The organism is Paenibacillus sp. GCM10028914, assembly GCF_042666275.1.
Taxonomy (GTDB): Bacteria; Bacillota; Bacilli; order Paenibacillales; family Paenibacillaceae; genus Paenibacillus_AQ.
Window position 1 is genome coordinate 195,306 of the sequence record NZ_JBHTFO010000017.1, and the last position, 22,455, is coordinate 217,760.

General features: G+C 42.1%; 15 protein-coding genes and 1 tRNA gene. All 16 read right to left on the reverse strand.

Translation table 11 applies throughout. The features are described 5' to 3' along the window. Positions 1-80 precede the first annotated feature (80 nt). Positions 81-3,992 carry an S-layer homology domain-containing protein gene (locus tag ACFQV5_RS18475; protein ID WP_379248843.1) on the reverse strand — a complete coding sequence of 1,304 codons (3,912 nt, stop codon included), beginning with the start codon at positions 3,990-3,992 and terminating at the stop codon, positions 81-83. Between the two features lie 144 nt (positions 3,993-4,136). After that, the gene (locus ACFQV5_RS18480; protein ID WP_379248844.1) at positions 4,137-5,231 is read right to left on the reverse strand and encodes a response regulator; all 1,095 of its coding nucleotides are present in this window, start codon (positions 5,229-5,231) and stop codon (positions 4,137-4,139) included. Positions 5,232-5,234: 3 nt separating this feature from the next. Beyond that, a complete protein-coding gene (locus ACFQV5_RS18485) occupies positions 5,235-8,348 on the reverse strand; it encodes an ATP-binding protein (RefSeq protein WP_379248845.1) in 3,114 nt (1,037 codons plus the stop codon). 216 nt (positions 8,349-8,564) lie between these two features. Further along, positions 8,565-9,203, reverse strand: coding sequence for a nitroreductase family protein (locus tag ACFQV5_RS18490; RefSeq protein ID WP_379248846.1), 639 nt, complete (start codon positions 9,201-9,203; stop codon positions 8,565-8,567). 160 nt (positions 9,204-9,363) lie between these two features. Next, a complete protein-coding gene (locus tag ACFQV5_RS18495) occupies positions 9,364-10,347 on the reverse strand; it encodes a hypothetical protein (protein ID WP_379248847.1) in 984 nt (327 codons plus the stop codon). Between the two features lie 3 nt (positions 10,348-10,350). Continuing rightward, on the reverse strand, positions 10,351-10,839 hold the full coding sequence (locus ACFQV5_RS18500; RefSeq protein ID WP_379248848.1) for an RNA polymerase sigma factor: 489 nt from the start codon (positions 10,837-10,839) through the stop codon (positions 10,351-10,353). A 127-nt stretch (positions 10,840-10,966) separates the two neighbouring features. Beyond that, complete coding sequence (locus tag ACFQV5_RS18505; protein WP_379248849.1) at positions 10,967-12,802, reverse strand: UbiD family decarboxylase; 1,836 nt, start codon at positions 12,800-12,802, stop codon at positions 10,967-10,969. A 5-nt stretch (positions 12,803-12,807) separates the two neighbouring features. After that, complete coding sequence (locus ACFQV5_RS18510) at positions 12,808-12,981, reverse strand: hypothetical protein (protein WP_379248850.1); 174 nt, start codon at positions 12,979-12,981, stop codon at positions 12,808-12,810. Positions 12,982-13,098: 117 nt separating this feature from the next. Beyond that, positions 13,099-15,402, reverse strand: a complete 2,304-nt coding sequence (locus ACFQV5_RS18515; RefSeq protein ID WP_379248851.1) for a glycoside hydrolase family 95 protein — start codon at positions 15,400-15,402, stop codon at positions 13,099-13,101. 12 nt (positions 15,403-15,414) lie between these two features. Then, positions 15,415-16,218, reverse strand: a complete 804-nt coding sequence (locus ACFQV5_RS18520; protein ID WP_379248852.1) for an acyltransferase domain-containing protein — start codon at positions 16,216-16,218, stop codon at positions 15,415-15,417. A gap of 16 nt (positions 16,219-16,234) precedes the next feature. Continuing rightward, entirely contained in the window at positions 16,235-17,428 is a 1,194-nt protein-coding gene (locus ACFQV5_RS18525) for a Gfo/Idh/MocA family protein (RefSeq protein WP_379248853.1), read from the reverse strand. A gap of 237 nt (positions 17,429-17,665) precedes the next feature. Further along, a complete protein-coding gene (locus tag ACFQV5_RS18530) occupies positions 17,666-18,667 on the reverse strand; it encodes an AI-2E family transporter (protein WP_379248854.1) in 1,002 nt (333 codons plus the stop codon). A 126-nt stretch (positions 18,668-18,793) separates the two neighbouring features. Next, complete coding sequence (locus ACFQV5_RS18535) at positions 18,794-19,627, reverse strand: carbohydrate ABC transporter permease (protein ID WP_379248855.1); 834 nt, start codon at positions 19,625-19,627, stop codon at positions 18,794-18,796. A gap of 57 nt (positions 19,628-19,684) precedes the next feature. Beyond that, the gene (locus ACFQV5_RS18540; RefSeq protein ID WP_379248856.1) at positions 19,685-20,575 is read right to left on the reverse strand and encodes a carbohydrate ABC transporter permease; all 891 of its coding nucleotides are present in this window, start codon (positions 20,573-20,575) and stop codon (positions 19,685-19,687) included. Positions 20,576-20,670: 95 nt separating this feature from the next. After that, complete coding sequence (locus ACFQV5_RS18545) at positions 20,671-22,077, reverse strand: ABC transporter substrate-binding protein (RefSeq protein WP_379248857.1); 1,407 nt, start codon at positions 22,075-22,077, stop codon at positions 20,671-20,673. A 228-nt stretch (positions 22,078-22,305) separates the two neighbouring features. Continuing rightward, a tRNA-Lys gene (locus ACFQV5_RS18550) sits at positions 22,306-22,378 on the reverse strand. Between the last annotated feature and the right edge of the window lie 77 nt (positions 22,379-22,455).

Genomic DNA, 22,455 nt, shown 5'->3' on the forward strand with positions numbered 1-22,455 from the left:
CTTACGATCACCAAGAAATAAAGGATAATCCCGATAAACAGAAACGTTATCGGGATCACCCTCTTTAGACTGTCAATCTTTTAAATTAAGTCTGACTTTTGAAGCAGGCGTTCAACAATAGTTGCTACTTCCGCTCTTGTCATATATAACTTCGGTGCAAGCATTGTGCTGCTCCTTCCTGAAATAATGCCAGCTTGAACACTATCCGCAATACTTCTGCGGGCCCAATCTGATGCTTTGGCCGCATCTGTATATGAACGAAGTGATACATCCGTCGATTGTAGCGTAAGCGTGTCTTTCAGTTCTGTGAGTTCCATCGCTTTGGCGATAATAACCATTGCTTGTTCTCGCGTGATTTTGTCATTCGGACGGAACGTGCCGTCTCCAAATCCTTGAATCAGTTGATATTCCGATGCTGTCTTAATTGCATTGTTATACCAATCCGATATTTCTATATCCGAGAACACAGTTGCTCTATTATCTGATTCAAGACCCAATCCACGAACAATAATGGCCGAAAACTCTGCTCGTGTAATATTCTGATCAGGATTGAAGAAATCTCCTCCAACACCTTCTATAACCATTCGCGATCCCATATTATTGACTGCATCTTTTGACCAATGGTTCTCTACATCTCTAAACTCAAGCGGATTCCATACAATCGAATAAGTACCATTAGTCAGGCTGTTAATAGTTGCATAATACTTACCATCAATCTGAGTGACCTTCGTTGGTACATGGCGAACCGTTCCATCTTCCTGAACGGTAACCCCTGTCGTAATCTTACTTGGATCTATTCCTTCTGGAATGGCAATGGTACGTTTCACATATTCATTAAATTTCGTTAATTCTATTGTGTGTTCTCCGTAGATTCCCTTAACAGAAAAATCTATAGGTGATGAAACTAGAGTGAACTCTCCCTTAGTCGCTGCACTCTCTACGATTTTCACCATATCTGCGGTAGACGTTGCAATTTCAATTTGTACCTTGATGTCTTGTAAAGCTACCGATTTTCCGATTTCTTTCGCCATGGAATCAATATTGATTTGTTCAGATGGTAAGGTATATGTTGCAGAACCCGTTCTCATCTCCAAAACAATGTGCTTATCTTCCAGATCCTTCACGACCTGACCATTTAGTTCCCCTATGATCACATCTGATTTCGCATTAGCAACAATAGACATCACTGCCTGCTCATTTCCTGTAGGAAGCTTGTCATTCAGTTTTTTTCCGTCGACAGACACCGTTGTTACCGTTTGACCATTCCGTTCACTTACAGTGACCTTCCCAATATCCTCTACTTTGCCATTAAGAAGGATGTCAGTATCCTTAGACGGAATCGGTGTTGGTGATGGCGTCGGTGTTGGTGATGGCGTCGGCGTCGGTGATGGCGTTGAAGGGACCGGAGGAAGAGTCGGTTGTTCTGGGATATTATCTTCTCCGTCACTAGATGGCAAGTTAGGAATCACCATGTCTGTTTCGAATGAAGATTCACTCTTACCAACACTGTTGATCGCTTTTACCGTAAAGGTATAGCCCGTCCCATTGTTTAGTCCGGTAATAATAATTGGGCTTTCAACTCCAGTCACAGTCAAGTTACCGGGAGAAGCTGTAACCTCGTAACCCGTAATAGAGCTTCCACCATCCTCTGTTGGATATGTAAAGGTAATTGTCGCCTGCCCATTTCCAGCGACAGCCTTAACGTTTGTTGGTACTCCTGGAATTGTCTTCGGAGTTGCACTTACCGGCAGAGAAGCAGCACTATCTTCACCTTGGTTAGTTGCCTTCACAACAAAGTAGTATGTTGCGCCGTTGGTCAAACCTGTCACGGTGTAACTGTACACCGAATCAGGAACTGTCACGAATTCGCTATCAATGAATTCAGAATTTTCACTTAGGAACACTTTGTATCCTGTTGCACTATCTACTGGATTCCAATGGAGTGTTACTTGACCATTCTCTGCAACAGGTGTCAGCAATACCGGAGCACCTGGCGCAGGAGGCACAGGTTTAACAGCTCCCGATGGAACCGAGGAGACTGAATCTCCAGCACGATTCGTTGCAATAACCGTAAAGGTGTATTCCGTTCCGTTGTCTAAACCCGTCATTTTGATCGGACTTTCTGTTCCGGTAACTGTCATTCCTCCTGGTTGTGCGGTGACCGTGTAGTTGATAATCGGACTTCCTCCATTGTTGCTCGGTGCTGTAAAGTCAATCGTCGCTTCTCCATCTCCTGGTATAGCCGTTACGTTAGTTGGCGCTTCCGGTTCAGAAGCTACGTTCACCGCTACTATATCCGTGAATCCCCCGTCAATTGTTGTTACCGTAATCGTCGCATTACCTGGGCCAATAGGGGTCACCTTTCCATCTTGATCAACTGTTGCGACGGCGCTATCACTTGAGCTCCATGTCAAATTTTTGTTCGTAGCATTCTCGGGTGAGACTGTGGCAATCAGCGTTTTTGGCTCCTCACCAACTGTTAATTCCATCGTATGGGGATCAAGTGTTACCCCGGTTATGAGGGTATCCCCTGTATCATTTACAACAAGATCCAATGGATAAGTTTTACTTAACAAACCATCGTTTACTGTTACATAGATGGTAGCTGTTCCATAAGCATTTGCATTCGGTGTGATTGTTAAAGTACTATTCTCAGCATTCCCGCTAACCACTAGTCCTTGATCGGATACCAATGCTTGATTAGACGAACTAGCCGTTACTTGATGAATATCTCCGTTGTCCGGATCATTGACCTTAAATGAGCGTGTGACGGACTGGTTCTTGTTCGTTATAGTCGGTCCAATAAATCCCTCATTCTGCACCCAGGCAGCACCTGTTATTTGACCGTTCTTTTCTGGAGGTGCACTGACTGCAGTATTACCACCATTAAGATCGTTTAATTTATAGTTCGCAACGAGTCCGGGCTCTGAGCCCGATAGTTGGCTGTTCATTTCCCTAACAATTTCGGCCTGGCTCTTCGCTTTACTCCAAAATCTCACATCTTTCATTCCACCTAAGAAATAGCCATCCTGGGCCCAAGAACTTTTACCGAGCCAGTTATTATAATGAGAGACGTTTCCAATTACACTTAAGTCAACATTTCCTTCAGCCTTAAGGACCCCATCCCAATAAATGTAGCCCTTTTTCACACTTTGATCGTAAACAAAGGAAGTGTGTACCCAGCGATTAAGCGGGAAAGAATCAATCGTTGTGATATTATTTGTGCTGCCAGGGGCAGGTCCATTTGAGCCTGAGTAAGCAGAAAAATTCATCTTCCCTCTATCAAATCCAACAAATATATTGTTGTTACTCGGACCATTGGATGATTCGAAAAAACGCATCCAAGTGTTAAATCCATCCACTTTTAAAAATCCCTCGACTGTAAACGAATTGTTGTATATAGCCAGATCAGGGAATGAAACATAATCTCCGTTACCATCAAAGCCTAGGTAATACTGCCCGCCGCTAACTTCCGTAAGATACGGCATATCGTTCACTGCGGAAACTGTAATTTGGGCTGACCCTTCCTCCGCACTGAAAGCAGAAGATTCATTACCTTTAGACTGATCCCAGAGCTTATAGCTAATTGAAGCGGTACCGTTCCAATCACGTGCAGGAACGAAACGTAACCTATTCTCACTCGAAAGTAAAAAAGCCCCTTCTGAGGTTGACGGGATATTGTACCATAATTTAACTTGTTCATTGTAATATTCCCAAGCTCCATTGGTGTTCTCCACGCTTACGATAGCAATACCAGTGGTCAATGGATCCCTCACTTTCCCAGACAAAAGATCCACTACGGTCTGACCTTTACTACTATAATCATCTTCATTGATTGGCAGCATCGTAGTCGTTCTGTTGTCGATGTCGATCCAATCTATATTTGTCGCTGCCATTACCGTTCCAGAATGCAGGATAGGACCCACTCCAGATACGGCAAGCCCAATAGACAAAGTTGTACTAATGGCGATCTTCGCAAATTGTTGCTTCATCCTGTTCTTTCCTCTCTAATCTCATATTAAATTCCTTTTTTCGACAATATTCTCGTTTATTATAGCTACATGCAATAAACAGAAAATAAACAAAAAAAGAGCCTTGGATCATCAATCCCAATGGCTCTCTCCTAGTCTACGATTTTAATTTTTGATTAACGCTTCTGTTAGTGAGTCGGGCTTTGTACCAAGCTCCTCTCTAAGTAATTCTTCCAACATCCTGAATTGCCGTAGTGCTTCGTTAGTTCTGCCAAGCTCTATATATAAGCGAATCACTTCGTGGGTAATATCTTCTCTGAAGGCATCCAGTTTCAAAATTTCTTCAAAATAGGTTAGCGATTGGTGCACCTGATTGTGCTTCAGATGGAATCTCGCAGCAAGCTCTAATATTTCAATATAATTCTGCTCAAGACGGAGCGCCTTTTCACTTATCCACTCATAAGCTTTACCTTTCAATAACGGACCAGTATATAGTGCCTCAACTTGTTCAATTATATCGATGCTTCTTTCGGGACTCCGTCTGATTTGTTTCATTAACTGCTCAAATTGATATAAGTCGCAAGATATACTAGTTTCTACGATCTGAATCTCATTTTTTCCTGTTAATATAACATTCCCTATATCACTCTCACTGATTGCTTTTCGAACATAATATAAAGTCGAGTTTAAGTTCTTCCATGCTTTTTCAGGCTCAAGGTCTTTCCACAAAGTATCTATAATCTCTTCGCGGCTGACCGTTCCTTTATAGATCAGAAAGGCGAACAACTCTTCCGTTTTCGGACTTCTCATCTTTAATAGCTCTTTTTTCTGACTTCGTCTATAAATCTTCAATCCATCGAACAACTGAACCTCTAATGTAGGTTGAACTGATGCTTTTCTGTGTCTTCTTCTAATTTTGTCCAACGTAATGGAAACTCGCTCGGTCGTTACTGGTTTTAAAAGATAATCAAGTGCACTTATTTCAAAAGCTTGGATAGCATAATCTTCATATCCTGATACAAAAACCACATCGATGCGATCATCATGTTCACTCAAATGGTTAGACAGCCCTATCCCACTTATACCCGGCATCGATATATCCAGAAATGCGATATCTATTGGATTCATTTTTACAAACTCAAAAGCATCCATCGGGTTCAAAAATGTACGGCATACATCTATCTCTCCACTCTCGGATAATATCCTCTTTAACCGCTTCACGGATAACTCTTCATCGTCCACGATAATAGCTCGCAGCATGCTTCAACCTCCTGCCCGATTATTGAACGGCTCAACAGGAATCTCGAAGGAAACCTTCGTACCCATTCCTTCTGCACTTTCAATCATAATGCTCCTATCATAAAGTAGCTTGAAGCGTTGACTAATATTCCATAGTCCTACGCCCTTTTTATCTGTACTGGGCTTTAACACTTGGTCCAGTCTAAATTCATTCATGCCACATCCGTTGTCTATTACAGAAAAACGAATTACTCCATGCTCCTCTACTACAGATATTTTTACTGTTCCTCCTTTGATACTGGACATCAGACCATGTCTTATCGCATTTTCTACTAATGGCTGAAGGATCAGCGGCGGAAGGAGTGTGTAAGGATTTGCATCCACTTCATAATCTACTTGCAATCTTGTACCAAAACGCGCTTTTTCAATATTGACGTATGCTTTTACCAGCTCCAACTCTTTTTCCAATGTCGTATGTGAATCCAATTGCTTGAAATCAAAGCTACTTCTCAAATACTGAGAAAGTTGTAATGTTAACTCCTCTGCTTGTACAGGATCATCGACACATAGTTCAGCTATAGAATTAAGGGCATTGTACAGAAAATGAGGCTTAATCTGGGAACGTAAGAACGCGATTTCCGTAGCCTTAGCATTTTTTACAGAAGATTTCAGTTTCGTCAAACTTTTGACCCGTGCCATTAACTCTTCTGCTTCAAACGGCTTACCCACAAAATCATTCGCACCATAGTCCAGCGATAATTTCATATCATCAACTCTGTTCTGAGCCGTCAGCATTAATACGGGAAGCTCAAAGAGAGAAGACCTCTCTCTAATCTTTTTCAAAACCTCGTAACCACTCATGTCAGTCATCGTGATATCCAATATAACTAGAAAAAAATCATGTTTCTTCGATAGCTCATCCAGTGCCAATAGTCCACTATTCACTACCACGAAAGAATATCTCTCCAACTTTAACAGATTGATCATGGATTGAAGATTAGCGTAATCATCGTCCACAACGAGAATCGGTTCATCAATCTCTCCTTGGACATAAAGCGGGTACTCTATTCTCGCAGTAACTAATTCCTTTGACGACAATTCTGTCGAAGGCGCTTGTTCGATTAATTCATTTGAGTCGGAACCTGCAAGTGGAATCGTGAAGGTAAATACCGAGCCCTTCCCCGGACGGGAGTCCACCCGAATAGTGCCGCCTTGAAGCTCCACCAGCTTCTTAGTGATACTTAACCCTAAGCCGGTTCCGCCATATTGATTACTTTCGACAGTATCCCCCTGTTCAAAGGGCATGAAAAGCCGATCTAGCATATGATCGTCGATACCGATACCTGTATCTCTTACTTGAAGTTGAACCATCGGACCAATAACTTCAGCGTTTACTTCAATAACACCATAATCGGAATATTTAACCGCATTGCCAATCAAATTGTGCAAAACTTGGATTAGACGATTACCGTCGGCATAAACCTTAGGAAAATCCTCAGAGACAAGGTTAACCAACGTAATCTCCTTACCTCCCAAGAGGAACGTATGCATTTTGATTACCGAATCAACAATGGCTTTTATGTTCATACTGCTTTTGTACAAAGCAATATCGCCATGTTTCATTTTCGAATAATCAAGTAATTCATTTACAATATGAGTTAGTCTTCTTCCACTGTTCATCACAATACCCAAATTCTGCGCTTGCTTTTCGGTAACCGGTCCCTCCACACCTTTGAGAAGTGTATCCACAATGTTCACGATGGCATTTAAAGGCGTTTTCAATTCATGCGAAGTACTAGAAAGAAAATCATCTTTAACCTTATCTAGCTGAAGCAGCTCATTTTTCATTTCTTCTATCGTGCGATACGCTTCGAAAAAGCGATTAACAATTAGAAAGATCATGATGATATTTAATCCAATAATATATAGTTGTCCAAGCCAATAATTTTCTTTCAAAGAAAGAGCCACTAGGATCATGTCAATAGAATACAGGTTAATGGTGAGAACAGCCATGAATAGTAACAAAGAATTAATGCGGTTATTTAAGGAACTGCGTATATAAAAAATCGCAGATTTCAAGAGCAACCAAATTAACAAAATTTCATAGAAAATAATAAGATAAGACTGAACGACTGTGTAAGTACCAATAGGAAGGAACGGTATCGCAATGAGAAAAGTGCCCAGCACAGCCGTTACGACTTGCGTTAGCTTTAATGAAATCATGCTTTTCTGCAATTGATAAAAGAAGATAGCTAGTACAATAAAGCAGGCCATTGAGCTAATATCTTTCACTTTATATATTAGTTCGAAAGAAATTTCAGGAACAAACAATAAGACTGAACGCTCACCTGACAGACCATGATATATCGAAAACAACAAGCAAATAACAGCAAATAGCAGCAAGGTATAGTCATTTTTATGATGGAACGATGCTACTACTACAAAACAAATGAAATATATAAACGCAAGAATAACTAGAATAGCAAGTATACTGAATTCACGCACCATACTCTTCTGCTGATGATCAATCATTGCGGTCTGCTCACCAAAATAGATAGATACAGGAATACCAGCATTGATGTAGTCGTAATTCGCAACTTGGATAATTATTTCGATGTCTTTCTGGTCCGAGGAGAATAACCCCATTTGAGGTATATTGCCTGATTGATAAGTAGCTTCTTCCCCAGAAGGCTCTCCGTCCTGAAACAGTTTGTTCCCATTTACATATATCGTACTTGAAAATCGGATATTCGTCTTTTTTAACGCAAATTCCCCACTGAAGGGCACATTTTTTAGTACCATCCGATAAGTAGCGGAACCATACGCAGATAAAGACTCGCCGTTAACTATTTTTCCATTCCACTGTGAGGGAACTTCCATGAAAGCGGTAGAAGGGGGACTCTCTGTACCCAAACGATTAAAATACTCAGGAGTTAACAACCGATTCCAATAAAACTCCCATTCACCATCCAGTTTAATACGTTTATTCTGGTCATAATTCCACGTTGTCAGGTCCATGACGCCTTTTCGAACCTGCAATTCATCTTTTGATCGATCGTTGTCAATGAAAATCGACAGCGGAATGAACAAGAAGGAAACCAAGCTAATTAGACAAATTATAATCGTCTTTCTGAGCACTTTATCCGCTCCTTTGCGTTGATGAAAAAACACTTTTGTATAAAGGCACAAGGCTAATCAGAAAAACTCGGCACAATCCCCTTGTCAATAATTTCATGAGAATTATATATTCCTTCAAATTCCAATAAAATGCAATACAAAATTAATCGTAAAAAAAAGCTCTCCCCGATCAAACATGGGAAGAGCTTTATCATTATTGTATATAACTGTAAGGTCTTATTCTCCGTAATATGTAACGAACTCACCATTCGGCTTACGATAGCCGCGTGGTCGTTGTCGACTCGTATCTTCCTTACCTAAAGTGATGAGCATAACCGGCACATAACGCTCAGGGATCTGAAGAGCTTGCATGATCGCATCCTCATCAAATCCGATCATCGGACAAGTATCCCATCCTCGATCTTTGGCAATTAGCATGAACTGCATCGCAGATAGACTTGCATTACGGATCGCCTCATCACGCTTAAATTGATCGCCTTTGGATTCATACATCGAATGCACTTCTTGGACGGTTTGATCAAATTCAAGCTGATCGATGATACCGAGGTTTAGCATCCCCTCGTTCATTGGGCCGATATCATGGTAGGCTTCCAGATCGCCGAGAACAACAATCGCTGCTGAGCTGCTAAGCACCTTGTACTGCTTATATGCTGCGTCATATACTTTCTCTTTTGAAGCTTTATCCGTAACAACCGCATAATGTGCGTGCTGTAAATTAAAGGCGGATGGGGCATACTTCACGAGGCTGAACATTTCTTCAAGTTCCTCTCTACTGATCGGAACATCCGGGTTAAATTTCATGGCAGATCTTCTTGATTTTAAAAGCTCTGTAAATGAATTCGCTACTTGGTTCATGTCAGACTCTCCTTATGTATACAGCTTTTATATTATTTTATCACAGTGGCTATATAAAAGTAAGTATAAAATGTCATAGTTTTGGATTTTTTTACTATCCTCTACGTGTGATTTCCCAGACATAAATAACCCTTGCTAAGCAAGGGTTATAAACGACTAACTACATCTGTTCCCAAAGTGCATCAAAGGTAGCAGCGTCGACTTGTAAGAAGACATCTGCATTTGCATAACTCACATAATTTCCGTCCTTAAACAACCTCAGCTTTACCTCTGTCTGATCCTGTAGCTTCAAATAAAGAAACTTCTGATTCTCTGTACCAGATTCATATATCCCCGCTTTATACAACTGATACCCTGCTACAGGTTTAGCCTCATATAAAGCAGTGATGAACTGCTCTAATATCTGATTAACTTGAAGATCCGTAAAAGTCTTCCCACCATTATTCCAGTTGTTGAAATCCTGCCATTTTACGGATTCAATATGGTCTTTCAAATGTAGCTTGCCAATTAAATCCTCACCTTTAGCAATCGTAATCCCGTTAAGGTGTTCATACAATTCGGCATAAATCTGCCCTTCAACCTCGAGATATGACATGATTCTAAAATCAGTATCGTACCCTTTTACCGAGAACACATCCATTTGGCCGATGTTAGAAGCTAATTCTGTATAATCAGCAGATGTGCTCCATTCATCGATTCCTGCTTTCGAGCGTCCAAGTTGATCTCCTCGTAGCTGCTTTGCGATTTCAGGTGATATTGAAGTACCCGTTTGCGTATAGATGTTGCCTTTATAGACAATTAGTCCAATCATATCGGCTTTCGCACTGGATTCATTTGGTAGTTCTATCTTGGGTATTGTCACGGATTGGGAATCATTGACCATATTCACGTTAGGTCCCCGATTCTGGGATGTGACAGTAGGTGAACTCTCATTGTTCGAAGTTAAAGCAATAACTATTCCAATACATGCGATCGCTGCCAGTCCAGCTGTGGCTTTCACCAATCGGTTTATTCGGTTACGACTAACACTCATTTTGGTGTTTGTGTTTTTATTCGAGAGTCTGACCCCTTGAATGATCCGATACTTCATCCTTTCATCCGGCTCGATCTTATCCATCATTTTCTTATAATCTTTCCGATTCATGATTCATTCTTCTCCTTCCAAGTCCATTCTGAGCAGCTTCCTGCCGCGATTTAAACGCATCTTTACCGCAGATTCCTTGATTTGCAGGATTCCAGCAATCTCCCGTACGGAATAATCTTCATAATAATATAGATGAATCACCGTCTTATACTTGAACGGCAGTTTTAAGACATGATCCATAAGTACGCGGTCAGGGGAGGTAAATTCGAAATAATCATCGATTTGCTCTACTTTCATAACGCGCTTGCGCCACAGACTGCCCTGCATATTTTTACAATGGTTCGTCATAACACGGATCAACCAGGCCTTTTTATGCTCTAGGTCTCTAAAATCAGGTGATTTATACAACAGCTTAATAAACGTTTCTTGCATAGCTTCTTCCGCATCTTCTTTGTTACCCAGATGAACCATCGCTATTTTAAACAGCATACTGCCATAAATTTGATAGGCTTCTGCTATATCTCCGCCCGGCCGGAGCGAATCCGTCTGCATGATAATCTGACCTCCTTATACCCTTAACACAACTATGGACGTCCTTTGGTCACATTTTGTTATGAAAAAAATAGAAAACAAAAAAAAACACGCCATTAATGACGTGTTCCTTTTTTGTAAATGGAACTTACTTCTGAATACCACCTAATACTGCGCCTTTTTCGAACAATCGCTCGATGTTCTTTTCCACAATTGGATCAGGGATTAACGGCGGTGCCTGATGAGGCTTGGTACGGGCATCAATAATTACATTATCACAGCCCCAGTGCTTGTGTTCAAAGCGACTATTTATACCATAAATATCATGTGACGGATTGCTTCGTGTAAAAGTTGCCCACAAGAAGTTACTCAATGTTTCGCTCATAAAGGAACTATCGTCGCACAGGATAATCATTGGACAAGAATCAAGCTCGCCCTTCTCCCGTATCGTATTACTAAATTCATTCATTTGCTGCTGAGCTTCTTCATAACTTGTAAATTTCGGGCCTTGAATCGCTACGACTCCAGGCATAATCCAGCTCGCATGATCATACCCCGGAAGATCTTTCAGAATTTTCGGGACTTCATGACAAAGCTCCCTTTTCTTCTCTCCTACTGCGGCAAATATGACTTTACTTCCCGTATTTAAACCTGTCCCTGAATAATCCAAGGTATCAATCGTAGTGTTCGTCTGGAAATGAAGATCTCTCTGCAGATCGATTCGCTCCAAAATATAAGACAAATACTCCTCGATCTTGTATGTGCTCAGCGACTGCTTTTCTTCCGCAGTAATGAATAAATACTTCGCTAAACTTAATTGGCCAGTTCCTAAAATCCGATTCGCTTGAGTAAGAATTTCAGCAGGCTGTTTCACTTGCTCGTAAGGCGTATAGCGTTCACTGCCGATCGCGAACAAAAGCGGGTGTACGCCTGCCGCATCAACAGCATGCACTTCTTTCACCCCAGGGATTTCCTTCCGAATCGCTCCCCCTGTCAGCTCATGAATCAATTCACCAAACGAGGTATCCTCTTGCGGCGGACGTCCGACCACAGTAAATGGGAATATGGCGTTCTGCTTGGCATATACTTTATGCACTTTCATCACTGGGAAAGGATGGACTAAACTATAGTAGCCCAAGTGATCACCAAAGGGTCCCTCTGGCTTGGTATCACCAGGATGGATTTCACCAGTAATCACAAAATCCGCATCTAGGCTGATACAATACCCGTCTACATAGCTGTACCTAAAATGACGACCTGCGAGCAGTCCCGCAAAAGTCAATTCACTCATCCCTTCAGGCAAAGGCATAATCGCTGAAAGTGTGTGTGCTGGTGGGCCACCGATAAACACACTTACTTTCAAAGGTTTCCCCTGTTTAGTCGCTTTGTCCTGATGGATTCCTATGCCGCGATGAATCTGATAGTGTACTCCCACTTCCTTATTCATCACATAGTCATTCCCGTTAAGCTGAACACGGTACATCCCTAAGTTGGAGTTCATAATGCCCGGCTTCTCAGGGTCCTCCGAATATACTTGGGGCAACGTAACAAAAGCACCGCCATCATCTTTCCAGCTCTTAATAAGCGGAATGTCCGATATTTGAATCTCCTGAAACCCAGTGAGCTGGTTGCCGGATTTTTTTAAAGGCAAGGCTTTGCTTCCTGATATTCCGGTTCCAATATATTTGAATGGATTCTTAACAACCTGCATCGGATTGTTTCGAACAGCTATTGCATTCTGTGCTGCATTCCAAGTATCCTTAAATATAAACTTGCTTCGTTCGATCGTACCAAACAGATTAGACACCGCACGATACTTCGAACCTTTAACATTCTCGAACAAAAGTGCTGGACCACCAGCATCATAAACTCTCCTATGTATAGCTGCCATTTCAAGATCAGGATCAACCTCTTCATGAATACGAACCAGATGCCCGTTCTTCTCTAAATCGATAATGCATTCTTCTAGATTCCGATAGCTCATCAATATTACTCCAATCCATAGAAGGTAGTGAACGCATACCCACACTCGTGAATATTGGCTGTGTAAATCATACCACAAATGAGTGGCAATTCCGATTCGAATAAAATCCAAACGCTCAATTCTTCAGGTTCATTGTCTCCACGGAGAATTGGATATATACGATTATCAACCGTCTGCATCCTGCTCGTTAATATAATCACCTATCAGACAGTCACCCTGCACCATAACCCTCTACAGCAAAAAACACATAAACCACCTGTCCAATGACAAATGATTGATGTGTTCAGCCTCAAAATTTATGAAAAATCAATGATATAACTCTTACCTGCTTCTGTGCTCAAAACAGTTTGTTTCCCTGAATATGAAACTTTGCATATTCCGCCGTTCAGCGATAATACATTGCATTGCTTCAACTTGCCCTGCTCCCACTCCATATCCACTTCAAACCCGCCGCGTGCTCTAAGACCTGTAACCTCGCCGTTATCCCATGCCTTCGGAAGAGCCGGAAGCAATTCGATCGAACCTGAGTGACTATGAAGCAGCATCTCAGCAATACCAGCCGTCCCGCCAAAATTCCCATCGATTTGGAAGGGTGGATGGTTATCAAACAGGTTCGGCAGCGTCGAGTGCTCAAGCAACTGTTCGAGATTGAAGAGGGCCTTCTCCCCATCCTTTAATCGGGACCAGAAATTAATAATCCAAGCTCTGCTCCAACCCGTATGACCGCCACCATGCTGCAAGCGATATTCCAGCGACTTGCGGGCTGCTTCCATTTCAGCCGGCGTGTTGTTATAACTATATTGCTCACCAGGATAAAGCGCATATAAATGAGAAATATGACGATGACCTGGCTCAGCTTCCTGCAGTGGATCACACCACTCCAGAAGCCGTCCATCGGGACCGATATTCGGCATAGCCAGTTCGCTAAACACTTCAGTAACCTTCTTCGTGAAATCATCCTGTATCCCTAGTTCATTGGCCGCTTCCGTCACACAAGTAAACACATCCCATATAATCTGCTGATCCATCGCCGGTGCCATACATAAAGCAACCGGATTTCCTGCAGGTGACAGGTAGGTATTCTCTGGCGAAGTTGAAGGACCTGATATCCACTGCCCCGTATTCGGATGTCTTACGAGCCAATCCAGGAAGAAGAGAGCTGCTTCTTTCAAGATAGGATAAGCACGATCGGATAGAAATTCACGATCCCCTGTGAAACGATAATATTCCATGAAATCGCGGACACACCAGCCTGCTCCCATCGGCCACATACCATACAACACATTTCCAACTGGTGCAGTAAACAACCATGCATCCGTCGTATAATGAGCTACAAAGCCGCTACAGTCATACACTTCACGAGCTGTCTTCCGCCCATTCTCGACTAAGCCTTCCAGCAGTTGAAAATAAGGGAGATGACATTCAGACAGATTCGTCACTTGAGCAGGCCAATAGTTCATCTGAATATTGATGTTAATATGATAGTCACTGTCCCACGGTGCTTCCATCTGAGGATTCCATATCCCCTGTAGGTTCGCAGGCATATATCCAGGGCGACTTGAGGAAATGAGCAAATATCTACCGTATTGAAAATACAGTGTAAGAAGTCCTTGATCCTTGTTGCCCTTACGGAATGATTCCAGTCTCAGGTCAGTCGGTATGTCTTGATGAGATGATGATTGTGTGTCAGCTGTTCCCAGACGAAACTGTACCCGTCGAAACAACCGCTGGTGCTCTTGAATATGATCCTCTTTGATTTGAAGGTAAGACTTCCTCAAGGCATTCTCCAAATCAGCTTCACACTGCTGGGTTAAGTTATGCTGGAGAGGCTCTGACGGATTCTTAAATTGATAGTTCGTACGTACAGCCAGATACAATGTGAGAACGTCTGCATTACTTATGATAAGAGACTTGCCCTCTTGCTTTACAACCCCTTCACCTGCATCCGCCTTCAATATCCCGGAAAATTCAACTCCAGGATGCGTGTTTCCATGTGCTGCTTGCGCCGTGAGCACGAGGCCATCTTTACCATGCACCTCGATAGTGGCATCCGTTTCCCTTGACAGCTCTACCCTTGCATTGATTCGTCCTTGTTCTTCGGCATAATAATGAACGATCAGAACTTGATCTGTAGCGCTTGAGAAAGCTTCACGATAATAACGAACCCCTTCATGCACGTAAGAAACACTAGCTACTGCTGTATCCAAATCCAATTGGCGTCTATATTCGCTGATAGATTGCTGCTCCGTAATATTGAGATCCGTAATCCATAGATCTCCGAAAGGCTGATAGCTCCTCGGGCCTGTATGTGGAGAAAGCACCTTCTCTTGCACCAACTTCTCCGCTTCCTCACACTTATCAGCAAACAGCAACTCCCTTGCTTCACGAAGGGCCTCTTTGGCTCCAGGTAGGTGTTCAGGCATTGGAGGACCAGCCCATATGGATTCTTCATTTATCTGTATCCGTTCCGTAGGACAATCACCAAATATCATAGCACCAAGGCGTCCGTTCCCAATCGGGAGTGCCCGGTTCCAATTCTGTTCTGTTGTCTCATCCGGTAAAGATGAGGGCTGATCATACCATAGCTTTAAATCACCCACAATTTTGCCCCCTCATATTTTGATGCCAAAACCGCTGCCCAGCTTGTTGCCAGCGATCAGATAGGCTTTCGCGCTGCGCTGCAAAGTCGTATGTTCCGCATAAGATGACGGATCAGAACTTGAGCCATTAAATATTCGCTGTTCAGCTTCTTTCGAATCAGGATCGACTTCATAAATATGAAACTCATTTTGAAACTGAATGATATTTGAGTCGCTTGGCAATACCTCATCTAATTGTGGATATAGCAGCCAGCTATGACATATAAACACGGGAGTAATTCCTCTAAAAAATGTCTTTGCCCTCACGAACGACTCCTGCGTTTTGTGAGGAGTCAGCGGTTCTCCCTCCGGAATATGAACATTCAGCACCACTTGATTCTTATAAATCATTCTACCTTGTAGCTCGATGTCACGATCAAATACAAAAGGCTGGAACTGCAATCTACCCAATTTAAATAGCCGGAGCTGGACATGCTCTTGCAACCAATTGTACTCCTGTATCCCGTATTCATCAAAATCATGTTTACATCTCAAACACCATAGCTGAATGTCCGCGAAAGTATCGAAATAAACCTCATCCTCGATTCCTCTGATCCGATATTCATCATAGGCGTCCACTGCAAACCTTACGAATAAATACAAAAATAGTATCCGATATTCTGAGGTTTGCTTGACTCTTTCGAAAAAAGAAAATCGATTGTTATAAAAGTCCTGTTTATAGCTTTGATACTCATTTTCATTCATCAAGTACGTATAAACAATCTCTTGAGCTGGAGGGGAAAGCTTAATCCCCTCACAGAATTGTTTCAATTCCAATGCTGCATTCTCCTTGTTAGCGAGTCATCCATTTCCCGTTTGTAAAGTCAGGAATAGCTACCGGGTGTCCGCCCATCGCGATCGAATCCTCTGACAATGTTGAAATACACATCCAAGAAGCCATATCATATACATCCAGTGTCGTTTGCGTACCTTTCTTTACACTTTCAAAGAAATCAGCGAATACGAGCCAATCCATACCGCCATGGCCGCCCTTCACGCCTTCATCTAAGAATTTCTTCCATATTGGATGCTCATATTTTTCTCTAAATTCATCAGCATTGCCCCAATTCTTATTCCATGCTGAATAATGATCGTGCTCTTTATCGATAAAGATCGAATGGTTTTCTTCCGAATACATGCCCTTCGTTCCCCTTACCGTAAATCCTCTTGAATAGTATCTTGGTAATGTTGTATCCAGCGTGATGGTAATCGTCTCACCATGAGCACATTTAATAATTGTCGTAACGATGTCTCCTTGCATAAAGTCAACCTCAGCCAGCTCACTATCATTGCTCTTCTCATTCTTTATGTACTCTTTCATACCTTTTGCTTTGGAGGCCATAGATACGAGGGAAACCATGCGGTTACCACGATTGATATCTAGGATACGAGCAATCGGTCCAATTTCATGTGTAGGATAGTTCTCGCAATTACGGTTGATATAATTATCTAAACGATAGTGGCGATTCTCATAACCGTAGGCAATCTCATCTCTCAAATCATGCTGGTATCCACCGGCACAGTGCACGATTTCACCAAATACCCCTTGCTTAACCATGTTCAGAACCATAAGCTCATCCCTGCCATAACAACAATTTTCCATGATCATGCAAGGTACTTTCGTTCTTTCGTAAGCTTCTACTAATCTCCAGCACTCTTGTACCGAATAGGCACCGCCAACTTCGCTAGCCACATATTTACCAGCTTCCATGGAAGCAACCGCAATATCGATATGGTCTGCCCATGATGCGCCAATCACTACGGCATCAATCTCAGCAATAGCGAGTACTTCAGTATAATCATTAGTAACAAAAGGTCTCACGCCGTGCTTCTCTTCTACTTTATCTGCCGCCTTCGTGTGTCTATCCTCATAACGGTCACATACCGCAACGACCTCGACATCAGACATGTTAAGAATAATATGCCCTAATAGACCCATTCCGCGGCTGCCTAACCCGATCATCCCAATCTTCACTTTGTCTTTCATTAATGTAGTCCTCCCTTGTGATAGCGCTTTCTAAAAGGATCCTTGAAACGCTGTAATCAATTATTTTATGATATAATAAATCATAATTGTGATATTTTCAATCATTATTAGGTTATATTCCTTCAATAATCTGACGAGTTCTGATGGTTCACAATCCCCACCCTAATTCTTTATCATTGTCCAACAAATAAAAAACACGTCTATAAAGACGTGTCATATTGTTATTCGTTACTTCATTTATTCCGTTTGCTCAACACCTAGCACATCTAATAAAAACATAAAGATCGGTATCCCGATAATCAGTCCCCAGATCCCTAAATAATGCTGTGAGAAGATCAGTATGATGAATGTGTAGAACATCGGCAACTTCGTTTTGGAAGCATACAGTCTTGGATTAAGGAAATAGGTCTCCAAAGCATGTATGATCAAGATCATCAGGATCGTCCACAATACTAAGGTAAAACCACCAACCTGATATCCAATGATCCCAATCGGGATGAAAGAAATAATAACACCAGCAACTGGAATGAGGCTTAGTAGAAATACCATAATCGCCAGCGCAAACAAATACGGAAATCCAAGAATCCAAAGACCGAGCATCGTTAGAACGGTATTAAATACCGCAATAAGCAGCTGAACCTCAATCACTTTACCAAACGATGAGACGAATTTCTGGCCAAAATAATGAAACTCTTTATACGCCCAGCTAATTTTGCTATAACGAAATTTCTCGGTGAATTCTACAACCTTCTTCTTTTGAATGAGGTAGAAAAAACTTAGCAATAGCACGAATAAAATAATCTCCAACCATTTTCCAAGCATCTTAATATATTCCATGACATTCCCTAGATACTTCTGGAAGTCCAGTTTTTCAAGTGCGGCCGCTGCCACCCGGGCGAATTCATCTTGCTGGGAAGAGTTTATAAACCGGGTGATGGTATTAAACATGTCCACAACTTGAACAATAATTTTAGGTACAAAATTCAGTAGTCCGAATACAAGCGATGATACAAGCAGCAGGTACAATAGAATGTTTACCATAAGTGGAGAAATGGGGAACAACCGGTTGAGCTTTCTAGTCACATACCCCTCAAGGCGTCCCATAACAAAGGTAACAAGAAACAAAAGAAGCAATAGATTTAGCATATGCCGCAAACTATACAGCAGCAAGAGGACCAGCAATAGAAATAAAATTCTCTTAACAATTGATTGGGCAAAAAACGTTCTCAAAAACTCCATAATCTTCCCTCATTCTGTATTTATGTCTATCCTATGATTATAGGTTACTCTCCATTCGTAAGCTAGAAATAAATTATTATAGCCACGTCCTGATTTAGGACATGGCTTTGTCTCTTTCGATTGTTCTTAACCTTTCGTCCCGCCCTGTAGACCAAATCCTTTAGACATAAACTGCTGTGAAAGGATATACAGAATTATCGCTGGAATAGCGTACAGTACCGAGAACGCTGCCAAACTGCCATAGTCCACCATACCGTATTGTCCGAAGAACTGGTACAGCTTGAGCGATGCCGGAAATTTCTCAGGTGTCTGTAGCAAAATATAAGGAACAAAGAAATTGCCCCAGCTTCCGGAAAAGGTGAAGATGGCAACAGTACAAATGCCAGGGATCATTAAGGGTGCTACTACTTTCCGCATCCCGGTGAAGATCGAAGCCCCATCAACCCAGGCAGCCTCCTCCAGATCATTCGGAACAGAATCCATAAAGTTCTTCATCATCCAGATTCCATATGGCATGGACGACGCGACATAGAATAAAATAACGCCAAATATATTATCGTACAGCTTCAAGCCGAGAAATAATTGATAAACAGGGACCATCACAGCAGTGATCGGCAAAGAAGTCATGAACAAGATCGTCAGCATAAAAGGCTTCTTATACTTTATCTGATACCGAGATAACGGATAAGCTGCTAAAAGTGACAGTGCCACGACGAGTACGGCTTGACCAAGAGACATCAATAATCCAATAAGATAAGCACGTTGATTCTCCCTGCTTGTAATAACTTCTATATAATTAGAAGCGGTTATATGCTTAGGCAGCTTCAGTGACTGCATGGCATTGGCATCCACGGATGCCACTAGTACCCAAAGCAGAGGCAGTATAAAACAGATCCCGATTAAGGTAAGAATCGTATACGGCATAATCCGATAGAGTACTTTACGTTGTTTGGCATTCATATGAATTCTCCTCAAGGTTTGGTGATTCATGCATTGAAAGCATTCTGCTCTAAGCCCTTACTCTTTCATTGATCGAATATAGAGCAGGCTAAGGACAATCCCAATGAACAGTAGTAATAATGAAATCGCAGTTCCATAACCCAGCTGATAATTAACGAAAGCCTGATTGTACATAAAGATAGGTAATGTAGTTGTTGACGTACCGGGTCCACCGCCAGTCATCGCATAGATCAGCCCAAATACCCCAAGCGTCTGCAATGTTACAAGCATCATATTTGTAGTAATGGTACCTTTGATATATGGGACAATGATTCTTGTGAAAATCTTCCACCTGGAGGCTCCATCAACAACTGCCGCTTCCTCAATCTCGTTTGGGACATCATCGAGAGCCGCCTGAAATACAAGCATGGAGAATGCTGTTCCATGCCATATGTTTGCCAGAATGATTGTGAGCATAGGAACCGTGAATAGCCAAGTGACCTCAGAGAAACCGAAGAATGTAATGATCGCATTGAGTGTGCCATCATCCCCGAAAAAGCTGTATAAACACAAAGCACATACAATCTCTGGGGTAACCCAGCCCGCCAGCACGATCGTACCGATCACACGTCTGAACGTTTTATTCTTATGCTTCATTAGAAGAGCAATGAGAAACCCCAGCACTTGTTGTCCAATCACTGCCGAACCGATTAGGAAGACTAAGGTGTTCCAAATGCTCACTCTGACGGTTGGATCTTCAAACATGCGGACATAGTTATCGAACCCAATAAACTTCAGTTCCTTCGCCGCTTCTCCTGTCAGCGCAAGATTCGTAAAGGAATAGAAGAAGGTTAGCAAGATCGGATAAATAAAAAACACCAGCATAATCGCAATTGAAGGAAGTAAGAAAAAGAGCCATGTATAGGTTGTTCTCTTCTTATTAAAATCTTGAACCGCAAGACTGCTCATGTTACGTTCTCCTTCCGCGTCTTGAAGATCTGAATAAGTGCTTGCGTAGGGCAGTTCCATCGCATAAGTGGGTTGCCCTACGCAAGCTGTTGCTATTATTTTTCTATGACATGATCTCCGCCAGCTATTCTTGTTACATCTTGGGCATATTTATTCATTGCGTCTGCAGGAGAAGTTCCCGTAGCCACCGACTCTACCATTGTCTGTATTTGTGTTGAAACTTCTGGATATTTCTCTTGTGCAGGTCTAAACTCAGCATTTCGTAAATATTCCGTAGCGGTCTCGTTAAACGGCATCTTGGTGTACTCCGGATCGTTCGCTACGTCGGATCGAACTGTTATATTACCAGAGGCGATAACAAGCTTTTGTGTGTTCTCTTTGTTAAGTGCAAATTTAACAAAGTTCCAAGCCTCTTCTTTATGCTTCGAGTTGCTTGGAATCGACAAAGCCCATCCTCCAGCTAGCGTAATCGATCCCGGTTCCTGACCTTTACTTGTCGGCATTGGTGCGAAACCAAGCACATCTTTATATTCCGGCCAAGGAGCAGCGCCCTCTGCTAGATAATTGCCTGTAATCCACGATCCATCCAGTGAAATCGCAAGCTTGCCTTGCGGCAAATATTCCCGCGTCGCCGTATTTCCTGCTTGACCGTTCAATACCTTCGATAATGGTGGACCAAGCTTCTCTTTGTTAATTGTTTCGATAAAGGTAAGTGCATCCGTGATCCCCTGACTTTTAATAATCCATTTCCCGCTTGCGTCATCATAAAGTCTTTCACCTGTTCCATAGAGAAGCATTTCATAGGTCTGCATGGATGTTGCTTCCCCGGTCGCCTTCCCCATGTTCATCCAAATAGGAACCACATCCGGCGCTTTTTCTTTAATCGTTCTTGCTGCGTTTAAGATGTCCTCCCATGATTTCGGCTGCCAGTCCTCCGGAAGGCCGGCTTGTCTGAAAATCTCCTTGTTATACCACAAACCTCTAGAGTCCGTATTGTAAGGTATGCCGTATACTTTTCCATCACTTGCAGTCACGCCTTTTTTCATTGCTTCAATAAAAGAGCCGTCCGTCCAGTCCTTCCATTCCTTCAGTCGCTCATCAAGCGGCTCCAGAAATCCTGCGCTAGCATCCGAATTCAGAATGAATGTATCCTCTGTCACGATATCTGGTGCAGTATCTTTGGATTTAAGCGCTAAAGCGACTTTTGCAAAATAATCCCCTTCTGAGGCTTGAATCGGTGTCGGTTTAATTTCAACACTTTTATCTGGGTAGCTTGCAGCCATTTCCTTAATCCATTTATAAAACGTCCCATTCTCACCAACCCCATCATCCCTAAAGGTAACGGTAATGGTTGTCTTCGGGGTATCTGAACCTTTCTCCGTCCCCTTGCCAGGGTCACTGGAATCAGCTGGTTTATTCGTATTGCTGGTACAACCAAATAACAACGATACACATAAGACTGTAATCGCGAACACAACAAATTTCCTTTTCCCTACCTTCATTCTTCACCCTCCTTTTGAATGCAGCAAAGTGATTTCACATTAAAAATGTATGCGCTTACTTTTAGTGCTACTAAACATATACTTTTGAAGAGGGATATTTATTCTCACTTTAAGGGGGATGACTACTTTCTTCTCATTAACGAATTGAGCATAAAAAAAAGCGCAACCATTACGGCTGCACCTAGAAAGATACTAATAAAAAAAACGACATTTCTGTCGTTTCTTGAATGGGTTCTGAGGGGTTCGAACCCTCGACCTGATGATTAAGAGTCAACTGCTCTACCAACTGAGCTAAGAACCCAGATTGAAAACATTAAAACTATTTAATAGATACTATATAAAGTATAGCATAGCATTGTCCAAATGACAACAGTTATG